Raw genomic sequence first — 13002 nt, forward strand, 5'->3', positions numbered from 1 at the left:
TTGTTTCATGAGAAGGCCTCTTTCTATATGTATTTGCCGTCGAAGCATACATATATGATAGAGTGCCTTCTCTTTTTTTACTAGTTAATTTTTGGTAATTTAACCTCGAGAACTATTTTACACTTACAATCATTTATGCGATGATTTTCTATCCAATTGTTCAGATGGCTCTAGAAGAAAGATTTTTTATTAATGTTACTTCTATTGCTGGTATTTATAATATATTTGCAATGGTTCTGGTTTGGTATCTTTTTAATAAAAGGATTAGAAAAAAACAACTTGTTATTTCAAGGGCAAAAACTAAGAAGAATAAATATTAGTGGCAGGAAAATACAATCTTATTGCAGGTTTACTAAGCTATTAACAAAGCTATTCCTATTTTGTGATGATAAGAAAGTTTATCTTTGTATACTTTATCTTTTAGCTAAACTTTATTTTTTAAAAATTCAGGGCGCGACGAAAGAATGATGGTTAATATTTATTGTGTAAAATTTTATTATGAGGGATGAGTTTTGAATAATAAGGCAATTACTTTTGTGAAAAACTTCTCATATACCTTGTCATCAAACTTAATATCAATACTTATTTCAACATTAGTTATCTTAATTGTACCGAAGTTGATAGGTGTAGAAGAGTATGGGTATTGGCAGTTGTATCTATTTTATTCATCTTATGTAGGTTTCTTACATTTTGGCTGGAATGATGGAATATATCTTAGATTTGGCGGTAAGGAATATAAGGAGTTAAATAAAAATCTGCTTTTTTCACAGTTTTGGATGTTAGCAATTTTTCAAGTATTAATAGGTTTGATTATTATTGTCATTTCAATTGTATTTAGTACGGATGTTAATAAGCTATTTATACTTAAAATGACCGCACTATGTATGTTGATAGTTAATGTAAGGCTCATGTTGATTTATATTTTGCAGTGTACGAATAGGATTAAAGAATATGCACAAATAACAATGATGGAAAAGGTACTTTATTGTTGTCTCATTCTAATATTTTTATTAGTGGGAATTAGGGAATTCCAGATATTGATTATTGCCGATATAATGGGAAAACTTATTGCCCTAATTTACTCAATATATTGCTGTAGGGATATAGTATTTAAAAAAGTTTCTGCATTCTATTTCAATTTTAGAGAAACATTCGATAATATTAATGTAGGAATAAAGCTGATGTTTGCTAACATTGCAAGTATGTTCATTATTGGAATTGTTCGATTTGGCATTGAACGAACCTGGGATGTTTCAACATTTGGTAAAGTATCACTAACCTTAAGTATCTCCAATTTCATGATGGTTTTTATCAATGCTGTTGGTATCATTATGTTCCCGATACTTAGACGTACAAACGAGGAAAAACTTCCAAATGTATATACAACTATGAGAACCTTTCTAATGGTTCCTTTGCTTGGTTTACTTTTGGCATACTATCCACTGAAGGTTATTTTATCTGGGTGGTTGCCGCAATATTCTGATAGCCTTCAATATATGGCGCTTCTTTTCCCATTATGTGTATATGAAGGGAAAATGGCTTTGTTAATTAATACCTATTTGAAAACTCTAAGAAAAGAGAAGTTGATGCTTGCTATTAATCTAGTATCGGTGGTATTAAGCATATTTCTTACAATTATGTTTACTATATTCTTAAAAGATTTATCATTAGTTATAGTGTCAATTGTGGTACTTCTAGCCTTCCGGTGTGCTTTGGCGGAGTTATTTTTATCAAAAATTCTTAATGTCTCTGTAAGTAAAGATATATTACTAGAAATGGCAATGGTACTAATATTTATTATATTGGGTTGGTTTGCAACCTTATGGGTTGGAATAGTAATTTATTTAGTTGCATATTGTTCATATTTGTTGTTTAAGAAAAAGGATATTAAGTTTACACTAAAAAATGTAAATCAATTAATGAGAGGGTAGAAGTAACTGCTTAGGAAGTTAATTTTTTTGTAATTTGATAAGGTAGCTGGAAATGCATTTAAAGTAGTAATACCGGATTCAAATAATATTAATACTAAATACCCAAGAGAAATCTTTGCCATATTTGGGTGGCAATGTGTAGTAACAGAAAGGAAGTGCGGAATGTAATGAAGGGAATAATATTAGCGGGGGGCAGTGGGACTCGTCTATACCCATTAACTATGGTAACAAGTAAGCAATTATTACCGATATACGATAAACCAATGATTTATTATCCGTTATCAACGTTGATGCTTGCTGGAATACAAGATATATTAATTATTTCAACTCCAGAAGATACTCCGCGTTTCGAATCCTTATTAGGTAATGGTTCACAATTTGGAGTAAATTTAGATTATAAAGTTCAGCCAAGCCCTGATGGATTAGCTCAGGCTTTTTTAATTGGGGAAGAATTCATTGGTCAAGATTCAGTTGCTATGATTCTAGGGGATAATATTTACTACGGTAGTGGTATGAGAAAAATACTTAAACGTGCTGCAGCTAAGGAAAGTGGCGCTACAGTATTTGGTTATCATGTAAAAGATCCTCAACGGTTCGGTGTTGTAGAGTTTAATGAGGCTGGAAAGGTGATTAGTGTCGAAGAAAAGCCAGAAGTACCAAAATCTAATTATGCGATTACTGGGTTATATTTTTATGATAACCGTATAGTTGATATCGCTAAAAATGTCCAACCTTCAGAACGTGGTGAACTCGAAATCACCTCAATAAATGAAGCGTATTTAAATATTGGAGATTTAGACGTAGAGCTATTAGGTAGAGGATTTACTTGGTTAGATACTGGAACACACCAAAGCCTGGTTGAAGCTACAAATTTTGTTAAGACTGTTGAAGAACATCAAGGAATTAAGATTGCGGCTCCTGAGGAAGTTGCATTTATAAATGGTTGGATTACCAAAGATCAATTGTGGGATTGTGGTGAAAAGCTTAGTAAGACTGGTTACGGACAGTATTTAATGAAAGTAGCCAACGGAGAAATACAATATTAAGAATTGAAAGAAGTGAAATTAAAAGTGAAAATTACACAGACTAATTTAGATGGTGTTGTCATTGTAGAGCCAAATGTATATGGTGATCATCGTGGTTGGTTTATGGAAACATATAATAAATCAGTGCTTGCTGATTATGGAGTTAATATAGAATTTATTCAAGACAACCAATCTTATTCAGCAACAAAGGGTACTTTACGAGGGTTACATTATCAAATGAATCCTAAAGCACAAACGAAACTTGTAAGATGTACAAAAGGTATTATTTTTGATGTGGCAGTTGATATTCGTGAAGGAAGTCCTACATATGGGGAATGGTTTGGCATTGAATTAAGTGCTGAAAACAAAAAACAATTACTTGTACCAAAGGGCTTTTCACATGCATTTATGACATTAACGAACGATGTAGAGGTTCAGTATAAAGTAGATGAAGTATATTCTCCAGAGAATGAAAGAAGTATTTTATGGAACGATCCAGAAATCGGTATAAAGTGGCCCAATGTTATACCTGTATTGTCTGCTAAGGATGAAGTTGCTCCATTATTAAAAGATGCTGATAATAACTTCGTGAGTGGTGAATAAATGATGAAAATTCTCGTAACTGGATATGGAGGTCAGCTTGGCTATGATGTAGTCAGGGAAGGTACCAAGCGCGGGTTAGAAATGATTGGTACAACATCGAGTGATTTGAATATTACAGATGAGAATAGGGTTTCGGAATATATTCATCAATTAAACCCGGATGCGATTATTCATTGTGCAGCTTATACTGCAGTTGATAAGGCAGAAGATGATAAAGAGAGCTGTTATGATGTTAATGTCAATGGAACAAGGTATTTAGCAAAAACGGCTAAGGAAATAAATGCAAAGTTTGTCTATATTAGTACGGATTATGTTTTTGATGGAAAAGATGAAATCTCTTTTGCAGAGAATTCTATCCCAAATCCAGTTGGCTACTATGGAAAAACGAAGCATCAAGGTGAGCAAATAGTTCAGTCATTGCTAGACCATTTTTTTATTGTACGTATTTCATGGGTTTTCGGTATAAATGGAAACAATTTTGTTAAGACAATGCTAAGATTAGCAGAAACTCGAAATGAGTTAAGTGTGGTTGGTGACCAAATTGGTTCCCCTACCTATACATTCGATTTAGCCCGTTTTTTGATAGATATTATTCAAAGTGATAGATATGGAATATATCATGCTACTAACGAAGGTTTTTGTAGTTGGGCTGAATTTGCAAAGGAAATTTTTAAACAAGCAAATGCTGATGTAAAAGTAAACTCCATTTCTACAGAAGAATACCCAACACGTGCAGTACGACCAAAGAACTCGAGAATGTCAAAGAAAAGGCTTGTAGAAAATGGCTTTGCTTCTTTACCACATTGGAAAGATTCTGTAAAAAGATATCTTAAGGAATTAACACAGGAGGTGAAATAGATGAGAAAAAAGAAAGTACTCGTAACGGGTGGAGCTGGTTTTATTGGTGGTAACTTTGTTCAATATATGGTTAACAAGTATCCTCAATATGATATATATAATTTAGATTTATTAACTTATGCAGGTGACTTAACAAAGCATAAGAATATAGAAACGAAAGATACTTACTTTTTTATAAAAGCAGACATAGCTGACCGTGAAACAATATTGGCACTGTTTGAAAAAGAGGAGTTTGACTATGTTGTCCATTTTGCTGCAGAAAGCCATGTTGATCGTTCAATTACTGACCCAGGAATCTTCGTTCAAACGAATATTACTGGAACACAAGTTTTATTAGATGCGTCAAGAGCAGTTGGAGTAACTAAATTTGTACATGTATCGACAGATGAAGTTTATGGTGAATTAGATTTTGACCCAACAACATTTTTTACAGAAGAAACACCTTTGCAACCAAATAGTCCTTATAGTGCAAGCAAGGCATCATCTGATTTATTAGTTAGAGCATATCACGAAACATATGGATTGCCTGTAAACATCACTCGCTGTTCTAATAATTATGGACCATATCACTTCCCTGAGAAACTAATTCCATTAACGATTTCTCGTGTATTGAATGACAAGAAGGTTCCAGTTTATGGTGATGGAAAAAACATTCGTGATTGGTTACATGTAATTGACCATTGTGCTGCGATTGATTTAGTTATGCATAAAGGTATAAATGGTGAAGTATACAATGTTGGTGGTCATAATGAACAAACAAATTTAGAGGTTGTTAAGACGATTATTAAAACGTTAGGTAAATCTGAGGAGTTAATAGATTTTGTTAAGGATCGCTTAGGCCATGATAAGCGTTATGCAATCGATCCTACTAAGTTAGAAAATTTAGGATGGAAACCTACTTACAATTTTGAAACAGGAATTGCTCAAACTATTCAATGGTACCTAGATAACAAAGAGTGGTGGGAGCAAATTATTAGTGGCGATTATCAGAATTATTTTAAGAAGCAATACAATATAAATAAATAGAGTAATAACATCAATAATTGAATCGGAAGTTATTGAAATTTGGAAGAGGTAATGTTCATATGAAAATTACAATCGCTGGAACAGGTTATGTAGGCTTATCAAATGCTATATTATTGGCTCAAAACAACGAAGTAATTGCATTAGATATTATTCAAGAAAAAGTAGATATGATTAACAATAAAAGGTCTCCAATTATTGATAATGAGATTGAAGAATATTTAGCAACTAAAGAACTAAATCTAACTGCTACTACAGATAATTATAAAGCCTATAAGGATGCAGATTATGTAATCATTTCTACGCCAACAAATTATGATCCAGAGAAAAACTACTTTAATACTAGAACTGTTGAAGCGGTTATTGCTAATGTACTATCTATTAATCCGGATGCTGTAATGGTAATCAAATCAACCGTTCCAGTTGGTTATACAGAAAAAATAAAAGAAAAATTTGAAACCGAAAATATTATTTTCTCACCTGAATTTTTACGTGAAGGGAAAGCTTTATATGATAACTTATACCCCTCACGCATTATCGTAGGTGAACAATCAGATAGAGCTCGAGTATTTGCTGACTTGTTAGTTCAAGGAGCTATTAAGGAAGATATTCCTGTGTTGTTTACTAATTCAACAGAAGCAGAGGCTATTAAACTATTTGCCAACACTTACCTTGCGATGAGAGTCGCATTTTTTAATGAGCTCGATTCTTATGCAGAGGTTAGGGGATTAGACAGTAAGCAAATTATTGATGGTGTAGGTCTGGATCCGCGAATTGGTAATCATTATAATAATCCTTCCTTTGGCTATGGTGGATACTGTCTGCCTAAAGATACAAAACAACTATTAGCGAATTATGAAGATGTTCCAAATAATATAATGACAGCTATCGTAGATGCAAACAGAACAAGAAAAGATCATGTTGCCGAAATGATTATTAAGAAGAATCCAATAATAGTTGGCATCTATAGGCTTACAATGAAAATGGACTCAGACAACTTTAGACAATCAGCTATTCAAGGTGTCATGAAGCGAATTAAAGCTAAAGGTATTGAAGTTGTTGTATATGAGCCTGCCCTTCATGAAGAGACATTCTATAATTCAAGAGTAATAAATGACTTTGAAGAGTTTAAGAAAGTATCAGATGTAATTGTCACTAATCGTTTGTCTGATGACCTACGTGAAGTAGAAGATAAGGTGTATACTAGAGATTTGTTTAGTAGAGATTAATAAATTTTTACCCGCTGAGCTGTCTTATTTGGCAGTTTGGCGGGCTTATTTGTTTTGGTCTTATACTTTAATTCGTTAATATATTAAAGCAGCTTATTGAATCACGTATTAAACGTAAGTTCATTTTACCACTGTTATTTTCGATCCCAATATTCTAAAAAGGTAAATCCCCATCAAAAACATCGTCTTCTGATTCTGATGTTTCTTCCACACCGTCTAGGTTATGGTACTCCAAGATGTTCATTTCATTTTTTTGTTCAAGCTCAGCTTTTTCTTCTTCCCAATCTTTTAGAAACCCCTGCTTGAAGAAATAAGTAGGTTCCCCACAAGTTTCACAAAATCGTGCATTACCGGGATTATTGTGGAATTGGTGATCTACCACATTGCCGTAGCCGTCATATTCTGGTGTACCCTCACACGTATTATAAAGTTTCGTAGAACATAGTTTACAATGGCTAGCATTAGTTGAAAAAACTTCATTTTCACATTTAGGGCATTTCACTACCCTCATATTATGATCAACATCGTATCCCTTTTCATATCTCATCTTCGATGCTCTCCTTCCCTTGAATGTAAAATGTGTTAGTTTGGCCGATACTTTGGTGATCTCTTTTCAGCTACTGTCCCATAAATAGAATTTGGTTCATCATATTTTGTAACCATTATATCTTTCCAATCCTTCAAAAAGCCTTGCTTATAAAATAGTGTTTGGCATGCAGCTGACCGCTACTGGAAATGAAAAGATGGCATGGCGATTGAGGAAGAAAGGTAAGCCTCGTAAGAAGAAAAAGTAAATATAGTTCCAACTTAAACCACTGAGTTAGCTTAATCGGCTACTTGGTGGTTTTTTTATTTTGTCTGAGGTTAGTTATATTTACGCAAAATATGATATGGTAAAATTATCAAATAAACTTGTCTTTTTTGGGAGGCAATCAATATGTACAATGTATCCAATGATAAGGCGATAAAAATTGGTGCAACTACTTTTGCAGAACTGAATTACAAAGAAAGTGATATCGAAGAATTGCTTAGAAAAAATATCGATATGATATGTGATGAAGAAGAATCGATGCTCATTGTCGGTAAGCAAGTTAGAAACGCCCAACATGGAATAAGCGATCTTACGGCTGTTGATAATAAGGGGAATATTGTTTTAGTTGAGATTAAAAGAGATCGTAAGGATATCGAAGGGCGAAGAGAGGCCTTTGAATTTCAAGCCATACGATATGCAGCCAGCTATGCAACTATTGAGGACCCAGAGGATTTGGTTAATAAAATATACGCTCCATACATCGAAAAATATCGTAATGAATTTGAAGAGAGCTCCTTAACTAGTGCCGAGCTTGGGACTATAAAACTGACTGAGTTTTTGCGGGAAAATGGTGCAGAGAGCAACTTTAATAAGAGTCAAAAAATCATACTAGTTGCTTCTGACTTTGATGAACAAACATTATCGGCTGTTGCTTGGCTCAATAGTAACAATGTTGATATCAGTTGTTTTAAAATGACACCGTACAAAATTAACGATCAAGTGTATATAAACATTGAAAAGGTTTTACCATTAAGTACATATAAGGATTACTATGTAAATTTCTTAGACAGCCCAATAAAAAGCAGTTCGCAGAAAAAAGGCTTCACACGGCGAGCACTGCCTAAAATTAATGAAATGCTCGAATGGGGCGTTGTTAAGGCCGGTGACACGATCGTTGCAAAAGGTCGGGAAGATGAAGGCACGCTTTTGGCTAATGGGAACGTTGAAGTGAATGGCGAAGAAATTTCCATGCAGAAATGGTTAAAGGAACTATTTGGCTGGTCTAGTATTCAGACTTATGTGTTTGCTGTTCATAAAGAGACTGGAAAGACACTTTCACAAATACGGGAAGAGTATATGGAGAAGGAACAGGAAAAAGATATATAAAAACAGTTTATAAAGGAAAAAATTATACTGTTAGCGTATAATATAGTAAATGGGAGTATTTTGAGGATAATAATACATTTAAGGGAGGGATTCAGAATGGATTTGTATGGCAAAGTCTTTAGAGATATAAAAACAAACGATATTGTTTTACGTCCATATAATCCCGATAAAGAAAAGTATTATGAACTCATAAAGGCTGCCAAAAACGAGGGGTTAAAACAAGTCATAATTAATTCCGAAATCATGACTAGTATTTTATATAACACTATTGAACAGGATGGAATAGTCCTTAAAGTAAATATGACGGAAAATACTGATCAAGACGTAAAAGACAATGTGCAATTAATTATAAAAAAATTAAGATATGATAAATTGGTTTTTTCAAAACTAAAAGATGAACTTGAGTGGGCAGAGGATAGCAATTCAATTGACATAACTAGCATAGAAATATATTTGCATAATAAAAAGTACCAAATATTCTCAAATGGGATTGTTGCTGGTAGCGATTTAAATAAATTGTTTGTTAACAATATTAAGGCCGTATTGGAAGAATATTTTAATGGCTAAATCAAAAGCTGAAGTGAAAAAGGAAGTAAAAAAAGAAATAAGAAGTAATCTAAGGGCTATGTCAATATTGGTCATTAGCCTAATATTAATAAACTTTGATATTTCTATTGCACAATATTTTAACCTTGGCGATAATCCTCGTATTAAATGGACGCTTGACTTTGGTATTTTTAGTAGCATTATAGGCATCATTTTTTCAGTCATCCATTATTTTTATGTAGCTAAAAAACTGTATATTGATATTAACATTGTAAATAAAATTGAAGATATTAATAAGATAACCATACAGGGTGACAAAACTGTTGTAATCTCATTAAAGCTAGCCATTAAAGGAAAGTTTAAGGATTTAGCTTCTCCTGTAATAATATACTTCCCTGATTGGCTTGATTTCCAAACGAAACCAAAGCCATACATAGAAGTAGTGGAAAGTGAAAATAAATGCTTAATACATTTAAATAAACTAATTGCTAATAAAGATAATATTGATTTGGACAAGGTAATAAACTTTGATTTAATGGGAAACGCAGAGGAAGAGGATACGGACTTAATAGAAGCCCAAATTATATCCTTGGGTGTATAAGTTTTTTAACCTTAGTATTCACAATTCAGGAATTAAAGTAAAAAGAAAGTGAGTGTAATAAATGGCTCTTTCAAGGTGGACAGATAACTCAGACAATGATATGAATCAAATAATTGAAAACATGTTAAATTATCAGGAATGGCACACACCTGAAAAAGATCCACTTACCAATGAAAATCTGAATTTTTCAGTTAGCAAATCATTTGCTGAAAATAAAGAAATGATTATTAACGGCAGTACTTTGCATTACAACTATCTAAAGTATGAATATGAAAGAGTACGCCCTGGTGAAGAGGAAAACGAGCTGCGTTCTTCTAGGATCTATCCTTTATCTGGATTTGTTATAATTTATACAGATGGTGTTAAAACGCAATACATTATTAATCGTTCCGGCAATGCTTTTACAAAAACTATATTAAGAAAACTAAATGATTACAGTGGTAAGCTAGAAGTAACAGAAAATCCATTTAAAATAAGTGAGGACCTATTTATTTGGATGATCTCTCAGGTTCTAAACGAAGGTGATGAATCTATTGATGAAGACACAGTAATTTATTTAAAACAAATTATTGGGTTTAAAGGTGCTACTACTGATAAACTAGCAACTGTTATAGGGTCAGGAAATAGAATTATGAATTTGTTAAGTACGTTGGCTTTTTTATTTGAAAATGAAAAAGTTACTTACATTAAACCAATTGTTGAATATGAGAATGATACAATTGAATTTTCAATGGATATAAATGGAACAATTGATATAGATTTAGAAAGCTATGTCGGCGATTTTATGATGGATCCTGAAGAAGAAAGAGAAGCGAAAGTAATTCTTAAAACGTCGTTAGAAATTCTGCCGAAAATTATAACTAACTATTATTTAGATCGGGAAAATGAGGTATGGTCAGATAGTATTAGAAAAGAGTTTTTCAAGGGAATAGGTGAAAAAATACAATACAAAATAGATGAATTAACTAGTTAGTATTTAGGATTATATCCTATAGAAGAAACTCGTCTAAGATAGCTCATTGCCATTAATGGTGATGGGCTTTTTTGTTTGCCTTCATTACATATGTACATCTATTACGCATAGTATCTATTCTTGCAAAAATATCATTATATAAAGATAAAAAAGATGAATTAGATACAATATCTAGTATTTTGAGGTTGGTAATAATTCTATATATAGTTTTTTATCTTTATCGAATCATGGGGTTATTAATGAATCAGAACTTATATAGCGAAGCCTTACAGTACGAACAACTCACACAGACGATATACCAAGCTATTTTACAGAATGAAGCGAGTAATAATAACCAGGTTGAGCATAATGTTGAAGTGATGGGTCGATCAGGTGTTAAACATCAGATTGATGTTTTATGGGCTTTAAGCAAGCCGGAATTGAACACACTGTGTTAATTGAATGTAAAAACTATACCACCAACTTAACCCTAGAAAAGGTCAGGAATTTTTTTGGAGTGCTTCACGACATTGGGAATGCTCAGGGGATTATTGTAACAAAAACTGGTTACCAAAGCGGAGCCGCAGAGTTTGCTAAATTTTATGGTATTAGTCTTAAAGTATTAAGGAGACCAAACGATGAAGATTGGGAAGGCCGAATCAAAGATATTCATATCAATATTATTGCAAAAACTTTAGCAAGTAGTGAGGATAAGCCGTTATCAGTCCAAATGTTTTTGAGGGCAGAGAATGAAGAGCAACGGGTTCACCTCCAAAAATTTCAAGAGTATGGACGGTTAAATGCACCATCGGGCCCTGATTTGCAATTCTTAGATAAGAATGGTCAGGTTGTTTGCGAAGAAATACGTTGGTGGCTCCCTAAACACATAGATACCTTGAATAAAGAAGATGGTGGACCTTATAGCCAGGATATAAAGCTTGAGGATAAGTATGTCCTAATTAATGAAGGGGAACAAGGTGAAACTTTGGTAGCTGTTGACGGACTTAAAGTAACTTACTATGTTGAATCATATAGCAATGAGGTCATTAGTCATGGGGAGCAAATTGTAGAAGCAATTCTAAAGGAATTTAATACTAATGATGTCGAATATGTAAAAAGAAAACGTTAAATTTCTGAATATCATAAATGGATTCTAATATTTAATAACCCGTTGAGCTGTAAATGTAAACTATACCCCATTTAGTGGACTGATTAAAAAAGTCCTAACTGGGGCTTATTATGTTATTTAATTATTACAGTTATAATGAGACTTTTAGTTGATTGAGTATGTATTTCTTAAGCTGAATGCTAAGGCTGCATTTCAAACGATTCGAATGATTTTGGAAAATGAGCACCCCGCTTCTATTCCCCTCAATTGATTTGTCCTTTTCATGAAGTGAATGGTTCATACTATCACTGAAATTATCCGAATCACTATATCTTTATTCCACTCCTTTTGCAAAAGAGTCATATAGTTGGACATCGAATGCCAATAGATAACAAGTTGGCTCAACAAATTAAATTAATTATTTATGATAAAGATAAAAGCCAAAGCATGCCTTCAACAAGTTACCTTTTTGTAAGAAATCAAGGACCGAGGGTGGGACGACCATTTGGTCAAAGTTTTGTGCGATTAAAATTAAAAGAGTTTGTTAGACGTAATCAAATTTTGGATGAGTCTGGTCAACTTTTTAATTTGAAACCACATCAATTTCGTCATACTTATGCAGTTAAAATGTTAAATGGTGGCGCTGGTCTGGTAACGGTACAAGACTTGCTAGGGCATGCTTATCCAGATATGACTTTGAGATATGCAAAATTATTAGACCATACTAAGAGAAAAGTTTTTGATTCAGTCATTAATCAAGGAGTATTTGAATTAGACTAAAGGAGTTTGTCGGATGTTAACCATTTTATCTTGGATATTTGTCGTATTATGGATGATGCTTATATTTTACTTATCACACCAGCCTGCAAAGAGTTCACAAAAATTAAGTTCCAGTGTGACAGATGCTGTATTTGGTAGACATAAAGGGACGAAGATGAGTCAATTACATCATTATATAAGGAAAGGCGCACACTTCTTCGTTTATTTTGTGCTTGGAGTTTTAATTATGATTGCATTATTGGTGAGTGGATGGAGTGATCTTAATGCAGTAGGTATTACTTTTGTAGTGTGTTCGATTTATGCTATGTCTGATGAATTCCATCAACGTTTTGTACCTGGAAGAGGTGCACAGGTGAGTGATGTATTGATTGATGTCGCTGGGGCTAGTTTGGGGATTTTATTGGTGGCTTTATTTGTAGTGTTATAGA

The 13002-nt window shown here is 33.1% G+C and carries 15 protein-coding genes; 14 read left to right on the plus strand and 1 reads right to left on the minus strand.

Annotation, left to right across the window (positions count from 1 at the left end):
• Positions 1 to 512: 512 nt before the first annotated feature.
• The 6 genes from ACTWQB_RS11830 (at position 513) to ACTWQB_RS11855 (ending at position 6669) form a co-directional block, all read left to right on the plus strand.
• On the plus strand, positions 513 to 1931 hold the full coding sequence (locus ACTWQB_RS11830) for a hypothetical protein (RefSeq protein WP_443139396.1): 1419 nt from the start codon (positions 513 to 515) through the stop codon (positions 1929 to 1931).
• 167 nt (positions 1932 to 2098) lie between these two features.
• Positions 2099 to 2977 carry a glucose-1-phosphate thymidylyltransferase RfbA gene (gene rfbA, locus ACTWQB_RS11835; protein WP_443139397.1) on the plus strand — a complete coding sequence of 293 codons (879 nt, stop codon included), beginning with the start codon at positions 2099 to 2101 and terminating at the stop codon, positions 2975 to 2977.
• Between the two features lie 24 nt (positions 2978 to 3001).
• A complete protein-coding gene (gene rfbC, locus ACTWQB_RS11840) occupies positions 3002 to 3559 on the plus strand; it encodes a dTDP-4-dehydrorhamnose 3,5-epimerase (protein ID WP_443139464.1) in 558 nt (185 codons plus the stop codon).
• 3 nt (positions 3560 to 3562) lie between these two features.
• Positions 3563 to 4417, plus strand: coding sequence for a dTDP-4-dehydrorhamnose reductase (gene rfbD / locus ACTWQB_RS11845; RefSeq protein WP_443139465.1), 855 nt, complete (start codon positions 3563 to 3565; stop codon positions 4415 to 4417).
• Entirely contained in the window at positions 4418 to 5443 is a 1026-nt protein-coding gene (gene rfbB / locus ACTWQB_RS11850) for a dTDP-glucose 4,6-dehydratase (RefSeq protein WP_443139398.1), read from the plus strand.
• A gap of 59 nt (positions 5444 to 5502) precedes the next feature.
• Complete coding sequence (locus ACTWQB_RS11855; RefSeq protein WP_443139399.1) at positions 5503 to 6669, plus strand: nucleotide sugar dehydrogenase; 1167 nt, start codon at positions 5503 to 5505, stop codon at positions 6667 to 6669.
• Positions 6670 to 6823: 154 nt separating this feature from the next.
• Here ACTWQB_RS11855 and ACTWQB_RS11860 read toward each other — a convergent pair whose 3' ends face one another.
• On the minus strand, positions 6824 to 7216 hold the full coding sequence (locus tag ACTWQB_RS11860) for a hypothetical protein (RefSeq protein ID WP_443139400.1): 393 nt from the start codon (positions 7214 to 7216) through the stop codon (positions 6824 to 6826).
• 390 nt (positions 7217 to 7606) lie between these two features.
• Here ACTWQB_RS11860 and ACTWQB_RS11865 point away from each other — a divergent pair, with 390 nt between their 5' ends.
• The 8 genes from ACTWQB_RS11865 to ACTWQB_RS11900 all read left to right on the plus strand — a co-directional run bounded on the left by ACTWQB_RS11865 (position 7607) and on the right by ACTWQB_RS11900 (position 13001).
• On the plus strand, positions 7607 to 8587 hold the full coding sequence (locus ACTWQB_RS11865; protein WP_443139401.1) for a hypothetical protein: 981 nt from the start codon (positions 7607 to 7609) through the stop codon (positions 8585 to 8587).
• A gap of 96 nt (positions 8588 to 8683) precedes the next feature.
• Complete coding sequence (locus ACTWQB_RS11870; RefSeq protein WP_443139402.1) at positions 8684 to 9154, plus strand: hypothetical protein; 471 nt, start codon at positions 8684 to 8686, stop codon at positions 9152 to 9154.
• The gene (locus tag ACTWQB_RS11875) at positions 9147 to 9734 is read left to right on the plus strand and encodes a hypothetical protein (protein WP_443139403.1); all 588 of its coding nucleotides are present in this window, start codon (positions 9147 to 9149) and stop codon (positions 9732 to 9734) included. The genes ACTWQB_RS11870 and ACTWQB_RS11875 overlap by 8 nt, the downstream gene beginning before the upstream one ends.
• 61 nt (positions 9735 to 9795) lie before the next feature.
• On the plus strand, positions 9796 to 10707 hold the full coding sequence (locus ACTWQB_RS11880) for a hypothetical protein (protein WP_443139404.1): 912 nt from the start codon (positions 9796 to 9798) through the stop codon (positions 10705 to 10707).
• Positions 10708 to 10946: 239 nt separating this feature from the next.
• Positions 10947 to 11144 (plus strand): hypothetical protein, encoded by a 198-nt coding sequence (locus tag ACTWQB_RS11885; RefSeq protein ID WP_443139405.1) that lies wholly within the window; start codon positions 10947 to 10949, stop codon positions 11142 to 11144.
• On the plus strand, positions 11105 to 11815 hold the full coding sequence (locus ACTWQB_RS11890) for a restriction endonuclease (RefSeq protein ID WP_443139406.1): 711 nt from the start codon (positions 11105 to 11107) through the stop codon (positions 11813 to 11815). Before ACTWQB_RS11885 ends, ACTWQB_RS11890 begins: the two co-directional genes overlap by 40 nt.
• Before the next feature lie 357 nt (positions 11816 to 12172).
• Positions 12173 to 12574 (plus strand): tyrosine-type recombinase/integrase, encoded by a 402-nt coding sequence (locus tag ACTWQB_RS11895; protein ID WP_443139407.1) that lies wholly within the window; start codon positions 12173 to 12175, stop codon positions 12572 to 12574.
• Positions 12575 to 12587: 13 nt separating this feature from the next.
• Complete coding sequence (locus ACTWQB_RS11900) at positions 12588 to 13001, plus strand: VanZ family protein (RefSeq protein ID WP_443139408.1); 414 nt, start codon at positions 12588 to 12590, stop codon at positions 12999 to 13001.
• Position 13002 lies beyond the last annotated feature (1 nt).

The organism is Piscibacillus sp. B03 (genome assembly GCF_052246295.1).
In the GTDB taxonomy this organism is placed as follows: domain Bacteria; phylum Bacillota; class Bacilli; order Bacillales; family Alkalibacillaceae; genus Piscibacillus.

Excerpts from the sequence above, each read along its gene's own strand:
- rfbA (WP_443139397.1), top strand. The coding sequence starts at position 2,099 with ATGAAGGGAATAATATTAGCGGGGGGCAGTGGGACTCGTCTATACCCA.
- rfbD (WP_443139465.1), top strand. The coding sequence starts at position 3,563 with ATGAAAATTCTCGTAACTGGATATGGAGGTCAGCTTGGCTATGATGTA.
- rfbB (WP_443139398.1), top strand. The coding sequence starts at position 4,418 with ATGAGAAAAAAGAAAGTACTCGTAACGGGTGGAGCTGGTTTTATTGGT.
- ACTWQB_RS11855 (WP_443139399.1), top strand. The coding sequence starts at position 5,503 with ATGAAAATTACAATCGCTGGAACAGGTTATGTAGGCTTATCAAATGCT.
- ACTWQB_RS11860 (WP_443139400.1), bottom strand. The coding sequence starts at position 7,216 with ATGAGATATGAAAAGGGATACGATGTTGATCATAATATGAGGGTAGTG.
- ACTWQB_RS11865 (WP_443139401.1), top strand. The coding sequence starts at position 7,607 with ATGTACAATGTATCCAATGATAAGGCGATAAAAATTGGTGCAACTACT.
- ACTWQB_RS11870 (WP_443139402.1), top strand. The coding sequence starts at position 8,684 with ATGGATTTGTATGGCAAAGTCTTTAGAGATATAAAAACAAACGATATT.
- ACTWQB_RS11875 (WP_443139403.1), top strand. The coding sequence starts at position 9,147 with ATGGCTAAATCAAAAGCTGAAGTGAAAAAGGAAGTAAAAAAAGAAATA.
- ACTWQB_RS11880 (WP_443139404.1), top strand. The coding sequence starts at position 9,796 with ATGGCTCTTTCAAGGTGGACAGATAACTCAGACAATGATATGAATCAA.
- ACTWQB_RS11885 (WP_443139405.1), top strand. The coding sequence starts at position 10,947 with ATGAATCAGAACTTATATAGCGAAGCCTTACAGTACGAACAACTCACA.
- ACTWQB_RS11890 (WP_443139406.1), top strand. The coding sequence starts at position 11,105 with ATGGGCTTTAAGCAAGCCGGAATTGAACACACTGTGTTAATTGAATGT.
- ACTWQB_RS11895 (WP_443139407.1), top strand. The coding sequence starts at position 12,173 with ATGCCAATAGATAACAAGTTGGCTCAACAAATTAAATTAATTATTTAT.
- ACTWQB_RS11900 (WP_443139408.1), top strand. The coding sequence starts at position 12,588 with ATGTTAACCATTTTATCTTGGATATTTGTCGTATTATGGATGATGCTT.